At 69.4% G+C, this 14,235-nt stretch carries 11 protein-coding genes; 3 read left to right on the forward strand and 8 right to left on the reverse strand.

Annotated features, from left to right (window positions below):
* Positions 1-2 precede the first annotated feature (2 nt).
* From RS84_RS17020 to RS84_RS17035, 4 genes are read right to left on the reverse strand one after another with little or no spacing between them, the layout of a single operon-like run.
* Entirely contained in the window at positions 3-1,223 is a 1,221-nt protein-coding gene (locus RS84_RS17020) for an MFS transporter (RefSeq protein ID WP_045258921.1), read from the reverse strand.
* Between the two features lie 9 nt (positions 1,224-1,232).
* Entirely contained in the window at positions 1,233-1,565 is a 333-nt protein-coding gene (locus tag RS84_RS17025) for an MTH1187 family thiamine-binding protein (protein WP_045258922.1), read from the reverse strand.
* A 2-nt stretch (positions 1,566-1,567) separates the two neighbouring features.
* A complete protein-coding gene (locus tag RS84_RS17030) occupies positions 1,568-2,803 on the reverse strand; it encodes a hypothetical protein (RefSeq protein WP_235281517.1) in 1,236 nt (411 codons plus the stop codon).
* Complete coding sequence (locus RS84_RS17035; RefSeq protein WP_045258923.1) at positions 2,800-3,639, reverse strand: NAD(P)H-hydrate dehydratase; 840 nt, start codon at positions 3,637-3,639, stop codon at positions 2,800-2,802. Before RS84_RS17035 ends, RS84_RS17030 begins: the two co-directional genes overlap by 4 nt.
* Positions 3,640-3,695: 56 nt before the next feature.
* Here RS84_RS17035 and RS84_RS17040 point away from each other — a divergent pair, with 56 nt between their 5' ends.
* Positions 3,696-4,763: an NADH:flavin oxidoreductase/NADH oxidase gene (locus RS84_RS17040; protein WP_045258924.1), complete on the forward strand. Its 1,068-nt coding sequence runs from the start codon at positions 3,696-3,698 to the stop codon at positions 4,761-4,763.
* Positions 4,764-4,782: 19 nt separating this feature from the next.
* Here the strand turns inward: RS84_RS17040 and RS84_RS17045 are convergent, their stop codons facing one another.
* The 3 genes from RS84_RS17045 to RS84_RS18805 all read right to left on the reverse strand — a co-directional run bounded on the left by RS84_RS17045 (position 4,783) and on the right by RS84_RS18805 (position 8,397).
* Positions 4,783-5,844, reverse strand: coding sequence for a hemolysin family protein (locus RS84_RS17045; protein WP_045258925.1), 1,062 nt, complete (start codon positions 5,842-5,844; stop codon positions 4,783-4,785).
* Positions 5,841-7,157 carry a hemolysin family protein gene (locus RS84_RS17050; protein ID WP_045258926.1) on the reverse strand — a complete coding sequence of 439 codons (1,317 nt, stop codon included), beginning with the start codon at positions 7,155-7,157 and terminating at the stop codon, positions 5,841-5,843. Before RS84_RS17050 ends, RS84_RS17045 begins: the two co-directional genes overlap by 4 nt.
* Positions 7,158-7,437: 280 nt before the next feature.
* Positions 7,438-8,397: a hypothetical protein gene (locus RS84_RS18805; protein ID WP_152641866.1), complete on the reverse strand. Its 960-nt coding sequence runs from the start codon at positions 8,395-8,397 to the stop codon at positions 7,438-7,440.
* Here RS84_RS18805 and RS84_RS19385 point away from each other — a divergent pair.
* Positions 8,396-9,028, forward strand: a complete 633-nt coding sequence (locus tag RS84_RS19385; protein ID WP_160298190.1) for a hypothetical protein — start codon at positions 8,396-8,398, stop codon at positions 9,026-9,028. The genes RS84_RS18805 and RS84_RS19385 overlap by 2 nt on opposite strands.
* Here RS84_RS19385 and RS84_RS17065 read toward each other — a convergent pair.
* On the reverse strand, positions 8,923-10,377 hold the full coding sequence (locus RS84_RS17065) for a GuaB1 family IMP dehydrogenase-related protein (RefSeq protein ID WP_045258928.1): 1,455 nt from the start codon (positions 10,375-10,377) through the stop codon (positions 8,923-8,925). The two genes, RS84_RS19385 and RS84_RS17065, sit on opposite strands and share 106 nt — an antisense overlap.
* 160 nt (positions 10,378-10,537) lie before the next feature.
* Between RS84_RS17065 and RS84_RS17070 the strand changes: the two genes are divergently transcribed.
* Positions 10,538-14,215, forward strand: coding sequence for a multifunctional oxoglutarate decarboxylase/oxoglutarate dehydrogenase thiamine pyrophosphate-binding subunit/dihydrolipoyllysine-residue succinyltransferase subunit (locus RS84_RS17070; protein ID WP_082062243.1), 3,678 nt, complete (start codon positions 10,538-10,540; stop codon positions 14,213-14,215).
* The last annotated feature ends 20 nt before the right edge of the window (positions 14,216-14,235 follow it).

Consider the following 14,235-nt stretch of genomic DNA (forward strand, 5'->3'; position numbering starts at 1 on the left):
CTCTACGACCGGGTCTGAGCGCTCCTGGTCGCCCCCACGCGATACGACAGAAGCGCGATCAGCAGACCGGCCACCGCGAGGGCGGCTCCGGTCCAGGCGGGTGCGGTGAACCCCCAGCCGATCGCGATGACCGCGCCGCCGAGGAAGGCGCCGAGGCTGTTGCCGATGTTCAGCGCGGAGTGATTCAGCGCTGCGGCGATCGACTGGTTGTCCTCCGCCACGTCCATCAGACGCGTCTGGATGGTCGGGCTGAGCACCGACGACACGAAGCCGACCACGAACACCATGATGGCGAGGGTCACGATCCAGCCCGACAGCAGCGCCAGCAGCACGAGGACGACCGCCAGGACGGCGAGACCGAGCAGAAGCGTGCGCTTGACGCTGATGTCGGCGAGATGACCGCCGACGAGGTTGCCCACCGTCATGCCGAGCCCCATCAGCACGAGCACGATCGGCACGACCCACGCGGGCGAGCCTGCGACCTCGGTGACGACGGGCGCGATGTAGCTGTAGACGGCGAAGAATCCGCCGAAGCCGATCGCGCCGACACCGAGGGCGAACCACACCTGCGCGATGCGGAACACCCGCAGCTCGGCGCGCATCGTGCGCCCCGGCTCGCCCGCGTGCTCGGGCACGAAGAACCCGATGCAGACCGTCGCGAGGGCGAAGACGCCCGCCACGACACCGAACGCCACCCGCCAGCCCCACTGCTGGCCGAGGAACGTGCCGATCGGCACGCCGACGACATTGGCGATCGTGAGGCCCGTGAGGATGAACGCCACTCCCTTGGCCCTGTTGCCCGGTCCCATCACGTCGGCGGCCACGAGAGCGCCGATGCCGAAGTAGGCGCCGTGCGGGAGTCCGGCGAGGAACCGGGAGGCGCCGACGAGCTCGAAGGTGGGCAGCACGACCGTGAGCGCATTGAAGACCGTCAGGGCGAGCGCGAGGCCGATCATCACGCGGTGCCGCGGAGAGCGCGCGACGAATCCGGCGATGGTGGGAGCGCCCACCACGACGCCGAGCGCGTAGAGCGAGATCAGCCAGCCTGCCTGGCTGAGCGCGTCTTCAGGACTGGACGACCAGAGCGTCGGCAGCAGGTCGGCGGCGATGTCGGGAAGCAGGCCCATGACGACGAACTCGGTCATGCCGATGCCGAAACTGCCTATGGCGAGGGAGAGGAGCGCCCTCTTCGCCGCACCCCTCTTGTCGAGAGAGGGATTCACCCGACAAGCCTACCGGGCGGTCGAGTCCTCGATGGCCTGCTCCAGCCGCTCGACCTTCGCGTCGAGCTCGCCGGTGTACCCGGGCCGGATGTCGGCCTTCAGCACGAGCGACACTCGCGACCCGAACGGCATCACGGCCTCGGTCGCGCGCTTGACGACGTCCATCACCGTGTCCCAGTCGGGCCCCTCGATCTCGGTGAACATGCTGGTCGTGCGGTGCGGGAGGCCGGAGTCGCGCACGACTTTGACGGCAGCGGCCACGGCGTCGTGCACGGACGCGTCGTCACGGTCGATCCCGTCTGCAGGTGTGCCGCTGGGCGCGACGGCGAAGGCGATGAGCATGGTCACTCCTTGAGGGTGGGCGAGGTGGATGGCACGCGCAGGAGCGAGCGGATGCCGACGGCGAGAAGCACGAGGAGCAGGACGTTGCGGATGCTGAGCACGAGCACCGGCAGGAATTCCGCGCGCAGCAGCGCGTCGTAGTTCAGCGGGTAGACCAGGCAGGTCAGCCCGGCCAGCACCAGCACGATCGCGGCCGGGGCCTTCGCGCGGGCGCGATCCAGGACCAGCCAGAGGATCATGGGAGCGAACAGCCAGGCCTGGAACTGGGGTGAGCCGACCTTGTTCACGACGATCAGAGCGACGACGAGCGACAGAGCAAGAGGCGGGAAGAGCCGCGAGAAACTCGCTCGTCTGAGGGCTTTCACTGCGCCGATCGCGGCGATGACGACCACGACCAGGAGCATCAGCGGTGTGAGGAGGGAGCCCACGGCTTCCGCGCCGGGAGCAGCGATCTGGAAGGTGAGGATGTCGAAGCTGTACTCGATGCGGGCTGCCCCGGTGCGCGCGAGCCACAGGAAGGGCGTCGCTGCCACCGCCTCGATCTGCAGTCCGCGGCCGGTCTGCTCGGACAGGAAGCCGACGATCTCGGAACGGGCACCGAGCAGGTACAGCGCTGCGATCACGCCCGCTGTGACGAGCGCGGCGGCCAACAGCATCCGCACCCGTGCCCTGGCGGCGATGATCGCGGCGACCAGCAGCGCGCCCGGCCAGATCTTGATCCACGCGCCCGCTGCGAGCAGCGCGGCGGCGACCATGGGGCGACGTGTGAGCCATAGTCCGCCGATCACTGCGAGGGGCACGGTGACCGCGTCGATCCGGTACAGCGCGATCGGCCCGAGCAGCAGCAGAGCACCGCACCAGAACCATGCCGCAACCCGGCGCGGCTGGGCGGAGGAACCGCGCGTGAGTACTGCGAACGCGAGAGCGTCGAGCGCGGTGACCATGACCGCCCAGGCGATCAGATAGGCCGCAGAGGCTCCGAGTCCCGCGACGAGAGGCAGCGAGAGGATCTTCGCGATGACCATCGGGACGAGAGCGAGCTGCGGGTACACCCAGGTCTCCGTGACCCCGACGACAGGGCCGCCGCTCAGCGCCGACGCGGCCCACGGCTCGTACACGAGCACGACGTCGCCCATCGGCTGGCTGGGGTAGATCCACCCGGCCACCGCGGTGACAGCGTGTGCGAGCAGGAACGCGGTCCACAGAACCGCCGCGCGCACACCGGCGGACCGCGTCACGCGAGGACGTCCGCGACGGCCCGCGGCAGGGCGTCCGCCACGTCGAGGGCGACCACGGGATGGCCCGGATCCGCGGCGGAGACGACCCCGGACGCGATCCGGGCGGCGTGGCCGTGCAGCCAGGCGCCGGATGCGGCCGCCTCCGAGACGGGCCGTTCAGGGTTGGCCGCGAGCACCGCGCCGATCACTCCCGCCAGGACGTCGCCGGTACCCGCGGTGGCGAGCCAGGGCGTGTTCTCCTCCACGGCGATGACATGGCCGGACTCGTCCGCGACCAGAGTGCGCGATCCCTTGAGCAGCACCGCGCCGCCGATCGCTCTCGCGACCCTGACCACGGCCTCCTCGGGGCTCTCAGACGCACCGCCACGGAGACCCATCGTCTCCTGCAGACGAGCGAACTCTCCGGCGTGCGGGGTGATCACGAACGGCGCGGCAGCTCCCGTCACGAGGTCCAGTGCTCCCGCATCGATCACGACGGGCACGTCGCCGGCGAGGATCTCACGCAGCGCGGCCGTCTCGGCATCCGATCGCCCGGCGGGATCGGTGCCGGAGCCGATGACCCAGGCGCCGACGCGCGTGCGGCCGATGTCGGCCGCGGCGACCGTCTCGGGGCGGCGCGCGAGCACGGCATCCGCGGCCCGCCCTTCTCCGACGTATCTGACGTACCCCGCTCCGGCGCGCCACGCCGCTTCGACTCCGAGCACCGCGGCGCCTGGGTACGCGGACGAGCCGGTGCGCAGCGCCACGACGCCGCGAGAGTACTTGTCGTCGCGCGGCACGGGCATGCGCACGAACTGCGCGGTGTCGCTGCGCGACCAGGTGCGGACTTCGACCATGACTCCACGTTAGTGCGACGGCCCTGCACCGGTCTGGAAGACACTACCGTCGTATCGTGAGCATCCTCTTCTCCCCCTCGACCATCAGATCCGTCACGTTCCGCAACCGCCTGTGGGTGTCGCCGATGTGCATGTACAGCGCCGTCGACGGCGTGGTGCAGGAGTGGCATCACACGCACCTCGCGCAGTTCGCATCCGGCGGCGCCGGCCTCGTCGTCGCCGAGGCGACCGCCGTGGTTCCTGAGGGGCGGATCTCACCTAGGGACGCGGGGATCTGGAACGACGAGCAGCGGGATGCCTGGGCGCCGGTGGTGCAGGCGATCCACGATCGGGGTGCGCACGCCGGCATCCAGCTCGCGCACGCCGGACGCAAGGCGTCGACCTGGTGGCCGTGGGCCGCGGAGCGCGGCTCCGTTCCTGTGTCAGAGGGCGGCTGGACGACCGCCGCGCCCTCCGCCGTGGCCTTCGAGGGCTTCGCCGAGCCGGTCGCAGTCGACGCCGCGGGCATCGACGGGATCGTCACCGCCTTCGCAGCCGCCGCACGTCGCGCTGTGGATGCCGGTTTCGACGTCATCGAGATCCATGGCGCACACGGCTACCTGCTGCACCAGTTCCTCTCGCCGCTGTCGAATCTTCGCACCGACGAGTACGGCGGCTCGCTCGAGAACAGGGCCCGGCTGCTGCTCCGGGTCGTCGACGCGGTGCGCGCCGAGGTCGGCGCCGACGTGCCGGTGTTCGTGCGCATCTCGGCCACAGACCACGCACCCGGAGGTTTCGACGCCGAGGAGGCGACGACGGTCGCCATGTGGGCGCAGGAGCACGGCGCCGACCTCATCGACGTCTCCAGCGGCGGGCTCGTCGCCCATCAGCAGATCAGTGTGTTCCCCGGCTACCAGGTCGACCTCGCCGGAGCCGTCCGACAGGGCGGCCGCATCCCCACGACCGCGGTCGGCCTGATCACCGCGGCGGCCCAGGCCGAGCAGGTGCTCGCCGACGGCCACGCCGATGCGATCTTCGCCGGCCGCGAGTGGCTGCGCGATCCGCATTTCGGCCTGCGCGCCGCCCATGAACTCGGCGCCGACGTGGTCTGGCCTCCCCAGTACGAGCGCGCCCGCTGGCGCTGACCCTGCGACGGGTGCGCGGTCAGAGACCGCGCACCCGTCGGGTCGCATCGCGGACCTCGCCGACCAGCTCCTCGAGGATGTCCTCGAGGAAGAGCACCGCGATGGTCTCGCCGCGGGCGTCGCGCACCCTGGCCAGGTGGCGGCCGGCACGGCGCATCAAGGCGAGCGCGTCCTCGAGGTCCGTGTCCTCCTGCACCGGCACCATGTGGTGGATGCGCTTGGCGGGCACCGGCTCGGCGAGCTTCGCGGCGGCGTTCGGGCCGTCGGATGCACGCAGCACGTCCTTGAGGTGCACGTATCCGATGGCGGTGCTCTCCTCGTCGACGATCACGTAACGCGAGAACCCGTAGCGCGCGACGGCCTTCTCGATGTCATCCGGTGTGGTCGACTGCGGAAGGGTCACGAGCTGACTCAGCGGCACCGCGATGTCGCGGGCCTTCTTGTCCGTGAACTCGACGGCCGCGGCCACCGCCCCCGCCGTATCGGAGAGGATGCCCTCGCGACGCGACTGATCGACGATCGTGGCGACCTCGTCGAGTGTGAAGGTCGATGCGGCCTCGTTCTTCGGCTCGACGCGGAAAAGGCGCAGCACGCCGTTCGCCGAGGCGTTCAGCACCCAGATGACGGGCATGAACACCTTCGAGACCCACACCAGCGGCGGGGCGAGAAGCAGCACCGCCCGATCCGGGACCGAGAACGCGAGGTTCTTGGGCACCATCTCGCCGAACACGACGTGCAGGAACGAGACGATCAGCAGGGTGATCGCGAACGACACCGCGTCGACCGCGGCATCCGCCCATCCGAAGGCGTGCATGGGAGCCGCCAGAAGATGGTGGATGGCGGGTTCCGACACGTTCAGGATCAGCAGGGAGCAGATCGTGATGCCCAGCTGCGAGGTCGCGAGCATGAGCGTCGCGTGCTCCATCGCGTACAGCGCGGTCTTGGCCGAGCGCGAGCCGGCCTCTGCACGCGGCTCGATCTGAGAACGACGAGCAGAGATCACCGCGAACTCGGCGCCGACGAAGAAGGCGTTGCCGAGCAGCAGCACGACGAGCCAGACGATTCCTGCCCAGTCGCTCATCGGGCCGCCTCCTCGGTGCCGGCATCCGCACTCGGGACGTAGCGGATGCGGTCGATGCGGCGGCCGTCCATGCGCACGACCTGCAGGAGCCCTGAATCGACGGGTACCTCATCGCCGATCTTGGGGACGCGCTCGAGCACGCTCATGACGTAGCCGGCGACGGTGTCGTACACGTCGCCCTCCGGCACGTCGACGCCGGCGCGGCTGCGCAGCTCGTCGGGGCGGAGCTCGCCCGGGAACGTCACGCCGTCGCGTCCGACGATCACGCCGGCGCGGGTGCGGTCGTGCTCGTCGGAGACCTCTCCGACGATCTCCTCGACGAGGTCCTCGAGCGTCACCAGACCTGCCGTGCCGCCGTACTCGTCGACCACGACCGCGAGCTGATAGCCACGGGCGCGCAGTTCGGAGATGAGTCCGTCGACGTGCACCGTCTCGGGCACACGCAGAGGCTCCGTGGCCAGGGCGCCCACCGGCACCTCGGCGCGGCGCTCTCGCGGCACGGAGATCGCCGCCTTGAGATGCACGACACCGGTGATGTCGTCGAGATCGTCGTCGTACACCGGGAAGCGGCTGTGCCCCGTGCGGCGCGCGAGCTGGATGACGTCGTCGGCGGAATCGCCCGCGGAGATCGCGTGCATGCTCGGACGAGGCGTCATCACGTCGGCGGCCGTGAGGCGCGCGAAGGTCAGGGTGCGGTCGAGGAGAGTAGCCGTGTCCTCCTCGAGGACGCCGGCGCTGGCGGAGCGGCGCACGAGGGAGGAGAGCTCCTCGGCGGTGCGGGCGCCCGAGAGCTCCTCCTTCGGCTCGATCCCCATGCTGCGCAGCACTCCGTTGGCGCTGCCGTTCAGCACGACGACGGCCGGCTTGAAGACGGTCGTGAACGCGACCTGGAACGGGATGACGAGCTTGGCCGTCGCCAGCGGCAGAGCCAGGGCGAAGTTCTTCGGGACGAGCTCGCCGAGGATCATCGACAGTGCGGTCGCCACGAGCATCGCGACAACGGTTGCGATCGGCGCGATCGCCGCCTCGGGGATGCTCCAAGCCATGAGCGTCGGCCGCAGGAGGTTCGACAGCGCGGGTTCCATCGTGTACCCGGTGAGCAGGGTCGTGAGGGTGATGCCGAGCTGCGCCGCCGAGAGATGCGTGGAGGTGTGCCGGAGGGCGCCGATCGTGAGGGACAGTCGTGATTCACCACGCGCGCGGCGCGCTTCAAGGTCGGCGCGGTCGAGATTGACCAGCGCGAACTCGCTCGCGACGAACAGGCCGGTTCCGACTGTGAGCAGGAGCCCCACGCCCAGGAGGACGTAATCCATCAGAGTCTCCTCTCGCTTCCGAGAGGCGGGCTGTGGGGCGATCTACTGCAACTGGGAGGGTCGTCCATGGTGGTCACGATTGTACAGAAGTCCGCTGTAGGCGGGGCGGATGGCGGTCGCGCTGCGCTTCTCCCGCTCGCGCTGCGCTTCTCCCGCTCGCGCTGCTGGATCGTGCTCGCGCTGCTGGATCGTACTCGCGCTATCGAAGCTTCTGCAGCGCGTGCGTAGTTCAACAGCGCTACGTGAAGTTCTGCAGCGCGAGCGGGGCGGATGCTGTCGTTCAGTGTCCCCGCGGACGGGGTAAGCGCGACGGCAGACCGTCCGCCGTGAGGATGTCGTAGAGCAGCGTCGGCTTCAGGTGGGCAGGCGTCCGCCACCTGGACAACGCCGAGACCATTCGCCGCAGGGCATCCGACCGGTCCTTCTCCTCGAGCAGCGCCTGCTGCGGCGTGCGGCCGGCGAGGAGATCCGGGTCGAAGTACTTCCCGGTTCCATCGAACTCGGCAGCGTGATCGAAGTCCTCGAAGTAGTAGTCCGGTCGCGCGATGCGCCCGTTCGGGAGGACGAACTTCTTCTGCAGCACCGGCCGCGGAAAGCCCAGTCTGTCCAGGAGCACTCGCCCCTCCGACTCTCGCACCGAGTCGGAGAGAGGCGTCCCGAACGCGATCGCCGCCGGCACCCGGCGAAAGCCGCGACGCCAGGTCGCGTCGACGAGTGCGCGAAGTGCGTCGACGTCCGTGAGCGCACCGCCCTTCCTCCGCTCCCAGAGCGCCTGATCGATGGCGATGACGGCATCCCGGAACTGCGACGCCGCGGCGAGATCGAGCGCAGTCTGCGCCGGCGTGGTCACGAGATGCCCGCGCCACTCCATGAGCTCGACATCGTCAAAGCCGAGCGCGTGTCGGCGCACCGCTCCTGAAGATCGCCCGCCTGAGGCTCGAGGGATACGGACGTCCACCCTGTCGGGCCAGGCGCCGATCCGGTCCATGCCGTGCACGGCCGCCGCGGAGTTCAGCATCAGGACCACCGGTCCTCGCGCTCGGTCAGCCACTTCCAGCACCCTGGTGAAGTGTCGGTTCATGGGCGTGAGGGCCTGCCATTCGTCCGTGCGTGCGAAGCTGCCCGCCACGATGCGGGTCACCGAGCCGGCCTTCACCTCGGCGGCCAATCGTCGGTCGTCGATATCTGGCCGGTCACGACGGCGGTGGACGACGATCGGATGCTCGGTGCGAATCCCCATGACCGAACCCTGCCACCGCGGCGACAGCATCCACTCGCTTTCCACAGGAGGTGAAGCCCTGATCGGCTCACGCACGAATGTGCAGGAGAAGTCATCTCGGCGACAACCGCACCTCGCGCTGCTGTATCCCGCATCGCGCGGCTCAAGTCCGTTCGCGCTGCCGAAACGTCAGCAGCGCGAGCCAACATCGACAGCACAGCCCTCAGGAGAGCAGCGCGATTCCGAGGAAGAGACCCACCCGGCGCGCACGAGACGGACTCACCGGATCAACGCGGCGGGCGTGAACCGCCCGCGGCTGTTCCCCTCGTCGCGCGGCTCAAATCAGCTCGCGCTGCCGAAACTTCAGCAGCGCGAGCCGACATCGACAGCGCAACCTGGAGAAGAGCAGCGCGAAGCTGAGAAGGACAGCGTGAACGTCGATGCGGGAGCCGAGACGCGGATCCCGCAGACGCGGATCCCGGAGACGCGGACGCCCGAGCGGCGGACGCCCGAGCGGCGGACGCCCAAGCGGCGGACGCCGGTCTCCTACCAGCTGACCGGCAGCGCCTTGCCCTCTTCGTACCCGGCCGCGGACTGCAGGCCGACGTGCGCGCGCTCGTGGAATTCCGGCACGGACGACGCGCCGGCGTAGGTGAACGACGAGCGCACGCCCGACGTGATCATGTCGAGGAGGTCCTCCACACCGGGGCGCAGCGGATCGAGATAGATCTTCGACGAGGAGATGCCCTCGGCGAACAGCTCTTTGCGCGCCCGTTCGTACGCGTCGAGCCGTCCGAACCGCGCCTGCACGGCCTTCGTCGAGGCCATGCCCCACGACTCCTTGTACAGGCGACCGTCGGCGTCTCGCTGCAGCTCGCCAGGAGCTTCGATCGTGCCGGCGAACCACGAGCCGATCATGACGGATGCCGCACCCGCCGCGAGCGCCAGGGCCACGTCCCGCGGATAGCGCACGCCCCCGTCGGCCCAGACGTGCGCGCCGAGCTCTCGAGCGGCCTCCGCGGTCTCCAGAACGGCCGAGAACTGCGGGCGGCCGACGGCGGTCATCATGCGAGTCGTGCACATTGCCCCCGGCCCCACGCCGACCTTCAGGATCGACGCCCCCGCCTCGACCAGGTCGCGCACGCCGTCGGCAGTGACGATGTTCCCCGCGACGAGGGGAAGCCCCAGGCCCAGGGCCGACACCTGAGAAAGTGCGCGCAGCATCCCCTCCTGATGACCGTGGGCGGTGTCGAGAACCAGCACGTCGACGCCGGCGGCCGCCAGAGCCTTCGCCTTCGACACCACGTCTGTGTTGATGCCCACCGCGGCGGCGACCGCGAGACGGCCGTCGGCGTCGAGTGCGGGGCGGTACAGCGTGGAGCGAAGGGCGCTGCGTGCACTGAGCGTGCCGACCAGATGCCCGTGGTGCATCACCGAGACCATCTCGACACCCGCGTCTGTGATCACGTCGAAGGCATGACGCTCGGAGCCGATGTCATCCGCATCCAGCGCGGGAGTGCCCGCGTGCACGAGATCGCCGAGCTGTGCGTCCGGCAAGGCGGTCGCGAGCCGGGTCGCCGGAAGGATGCCGAGGATCCGCTCCGCGGCATACGGCGCATCGCCGGAGGCGACCACGATCCCGTGTCCCGCTGTCGCAGGGAGCAGGCGAAGAGCGTCGGCGACGGATGCCGAGGGTGCGAGCGCGATCGGCGTGTCCCACAGCACCGGCTGCGACTTGACGTCGCGGATCGCCGCGTCCAGATCCTGCAGCGGCATGTCCTGGGGAAGCACGCCGAGCCCGCCGCGCCGCGCCAGCGCCGCTGCGAGCCGCGGCCCCGTGACCGAGTTCATGTTCGAGGCGACGAGCGGCAGCGTCGCCGGCGTGCCGTCGTGCGGGGTCAGATCGACCTGCAGGCGGCTCGTGACTCCCGATCGGCGTGGCACCAGGAACACGTCCGAATAGGTGAGGTCGACGGTGGGCTGCTCTCCTGCGAACTCCATCCCTCCACGGTACCGAGATATGCCGTCTCGTGGCGTGCCGTCGCGACGAATCGTCTGGGGAAACACGTTAGGCTTGTTGGTCGAGAGTGTGCGGACCCGAGCGCATCCTGCGCCTGCGCGAGCACATGTGAGATTCAGCGATGAAAGAGGGCGATCGAGCGTGTCGAACCAGGTGACCGGCGGCGGGGGCGACGGGGGGTTCGGAGCCAATTCCTGGCTCGTGGAAGAGCTCTACGAGCAGTTCAAGACCAACCGCGACTCCGTCGACAAGGAGTGGTGGCCGGTTCTGGAGAAGTACGAGGCCGACACGGCCGGCTCCTCCGCCCGCCAGGCCGCTCCGACCGAGACCGCCCACCCCGTGACCGCCCCGATCCCGGTCATCGGCGCACAGCCCGTCGCGCGCACCACCGCCAAGCCCGCGGCATCCGCACCGATCCCCGCCCAGGCTCCCAAGCCCGCGGCCAAGGAGTCGGGTGCAGCCGCCGACCCGGTCGACGAGGACAAGGTCACTCCCCTGCGCGGCCTGCCCAAGACCCTCGCCGCGAACATGGACGAGTCGCTCACGGTGCCGACGGCGACCAGCGTTCGCACGGTGCCCGCGAAGCTGATGATCGACAACCGCATCGTCATCAACAACCACATGGCCCGTACCCGCGGCGGCAAGATCAGCTTCACGCACCTGATCGGCTGGGCCCTGATCCGCACTCTCGACGAGTTCCGCAGCCAGAACGTGTTCTACGCCGAGATCGACGGCAAGCCGTCGGTGGTCGCCCCCGCGCACGTCAACCTCGGCATCGCGATCGACCTGCCCAAGCCCGACGGCACGCGCGCCCTCATGGTCCCGAGCATCAAGCGTGCCGACACCATGACGTTCAACGAGTACCTCGTCGCCTACGAAGACCTCGTTACGCGCGCCCGCGGCAACAAGCTCACCGCAGCCGACTTCCAGGGCACCACCGTGTCGCTGACCAACCCCGGAGGCATCGGCACGGTGCACTCCGTCCCGCGTCTGATGAAGGGCCAAGGCTGCATCATCGGCGCCGGCGCGCTCGAGTACCCGGCCGAGTTCCAGGGCGCGAGCGAGAAGACGCTGAACGAGCTGGCGATCGGCAAGACGATCACCCTCACCAGCACCTACGACCACCGCGTGATCCAGGGCGCCGGCTCCGGCGAGTTCCTGAAGAAGGTGCACGAGCTGCTCATCGGCCAGCGCGGCTTCTACGAGGACATCTTCGCGGCGCTGCGCATCCCCTACGCGCCGATCCACTGGAACCCCGACATCGCGGTCGACCTCGCCGAGCGCGTCGACAAGCAGTCCCGCGTGCAGGAGCTCATCAACTCGTTCCGGGTTCGCGGCCATCTGATGGCCGACATCGACCCGCTCGAGTACGTGCAGCGCTCTCACCCCGACCTCGAGATCGAGAACCACGGCCTCACGTTCTGGGATCTCGACCGCGAGTTCGTCACGGGCGGCTTCGGCGGCAAGCGCGTCGCCAAGCTCCGCGACATCCTCGGCGTGCTGCGCGACTCGTACTGCCGCACGGTGGGCATCGAGTACATGCACATCCAGGACCCGGAGCAGCGCCGGTGGTTCCAGGAGAAGGTCGAGGTCAAGTACCAGAAGCCCGGCCACGACGAGCAGCTGAGGGTCCTCCGCAAACTCAACGAGGCCGAGGCGTTCGAGACCTTCCTGCAGACCAAGTTCGTCGGGCAGAAGCGCTTCTCGCTCGAGGGCGGAGAGTCGCTCGTCCCGCTTCTCGACGAGATCCTTCAGGGCGCGGCGAACGCCGGCCTCGAGGGCGCCGCGATCGGCATGGCCCACCGCGGCCGCCTGAACGTGCTCACGAACATCGCCGGCAAGACCTACGGCCAGGTGTTCCAGGAGTTCGAGGGACACCAGACGCCGGGCAACCAGCGCGGCTCCGGCGACGTGAAGTACCACCTCGGCACCCAGGGCACCTTCGTCGCCGAGGACGGCGCCGAGCTCCCCGTCTACCTCGCGGCGAACCCCTCGCACCTCGAGACCGTCGACGGCGTCCTCGAGGGCATCGTCCGCGCCAAGCAGGACCGCAAGCCGATCGGCACCTTCACCTGGCTGCCCATCCTCGTGCACGGCGACGCGGCGTTCGCCGGCCAGGGCGTCGTCGTGGAGACCCTGCAGATGTCGCAGCTGCGCGGCTACCGCACGGGTGGCACGATCCACGTCGTCGTGAACAACCAGGTCGGCTTCACGACCACTCCCAACGACGGCCGCACCTCGGTGTACTCCACCGACGTCGCCAAGACGATCCAGGCGCCGGTGTTCCATGTGAACGGCGACGACCCCGAAGCGGTCATCCACGTCGCGCAGCTCGCGTTCGAGTATCGCGAGCGCTTCCACCGCGACGTCGTGATCGATCTGGTGTGCTACCGCCGCCGTGGCCACAACGAGGGCGACGACCCCTCGATGACGCAGCCGCTCATGACCGACCTCATCCAGGCCAAGCGCTCGGTGCGCAAGCTCTACACCGAGTCGCTGGTGGGCCGCGGCGACATCACCGAGGAGGAATACGACCAGGCCAAGGCCGACTTCCAGAACCGCCTCGAGATCGCGTTCGCCGAGACGCACGCCGCAGAGACCGGAGCGACTCCGATCGCCCCCGACCTGCTGCCCGTGGACGAGCAGGTCGGCGCGCCGGAGGTCACCGGCGTTCCCGCCGAGGTGATCCAGCTCATCGGCGACGCGTTCGTGAACAAGCCCGAGGGCTTCACGGTGCACCCGAAGATCCAGCAACTGCTCGACAAGCGCCTCGACATGAGCCGCAACGGCGGCATCGACTGGGGCTTCGGCGAGCTCCTCGCCTTCGGCTCGCTGCTCGTCGAGGGCACCCCGGTGCGTCTGGCCGGTCAGGACTCGCGCCGCGGCACGTTCGTGCAGCGGCACGCGACCCTGCACGACCGCGCGAACGGCCAGGAGTGGCTGCCGCTGTCGAATCTGTCCGACGCGCAGGGCCGCTTCTTCGTGTACGACTCGCTGCTCAGCGAGTACGCCGCCCTCGGCTTCGAGTACGGGTACTCGGTGGAGGCTCCCGAGGCGCTGGTGCTGTGGGAGGCGCAGTTCGGAGACTTCGTGAACGGCGCCCAGTCCGTGATCGACGAGTACATCTCGGCGGCCGAGCAGAAGTGGGGCCAGCAGTCGAGCGTGACCCTGCTGCTCCCCCACGGCTACGAGGGCCAGGGACCGGACCACTCCTCCGCCCGCATCGAGCGCTTCCTGCAGCTGTGCGCACAGGAGAACATGATCGTGGCGCGTCCGTCGACGCCGGCGTCCCACTTCCACCTGCTGCGTCGTCAGGCCTACGCCCGCCCGCGCAAGCCGCTGATCGTGTTCACCCCCAAGGCCATGCTGCGTCTGCGTGGAGCGACCAGCCCCGTGGAGGCGTTCACGAGCGGCCGCTTCGAGCCGGTGATCGACGACGACCGCGGTCTCGATCGCTCCGCCGTGAAGCGCGTGCTCGTGCACTCCGGCAAGGTGCACTGGGACCTGCGCGCCGAGCTCGAGAAGAACCCGAACTCCGAGATCGCGCTCGTGCGCCTGGAGCAGCTGTACCCGACGCCGATCAACGAGCTCAAGGCGATCACCGACTCCTACCCGAATGCCGAGCTGGTGTGGGTGCAGGAGGAGCCGGAGAACCAGGGCGCCTGGCCGTTCCTGGCTCTCGCATTCGCCGACGTCCCCGGCGACCGCACGTTCCGCCCCGTCTCACGTCCGGCGTCCGCGTCGCCCGCGACCGGCTCGTCGAAGGTTCACGCCGCGCAGCAGGCGGCCCTGCTCCGCGAGGCGCTCACTCTCGGCTGAGCGGAACAGACGCGAAGGGC

The organism is Microbacterium hydrocarbonoxydans (genome assembly GCF_000956475.1).
GTDB lineage: Bacteria > Actinomycetota > Actinomycetes > Actinomycetales > Microbacteriaceae > Microbacterium > Microbacterium hydrocarbonoxydans_A.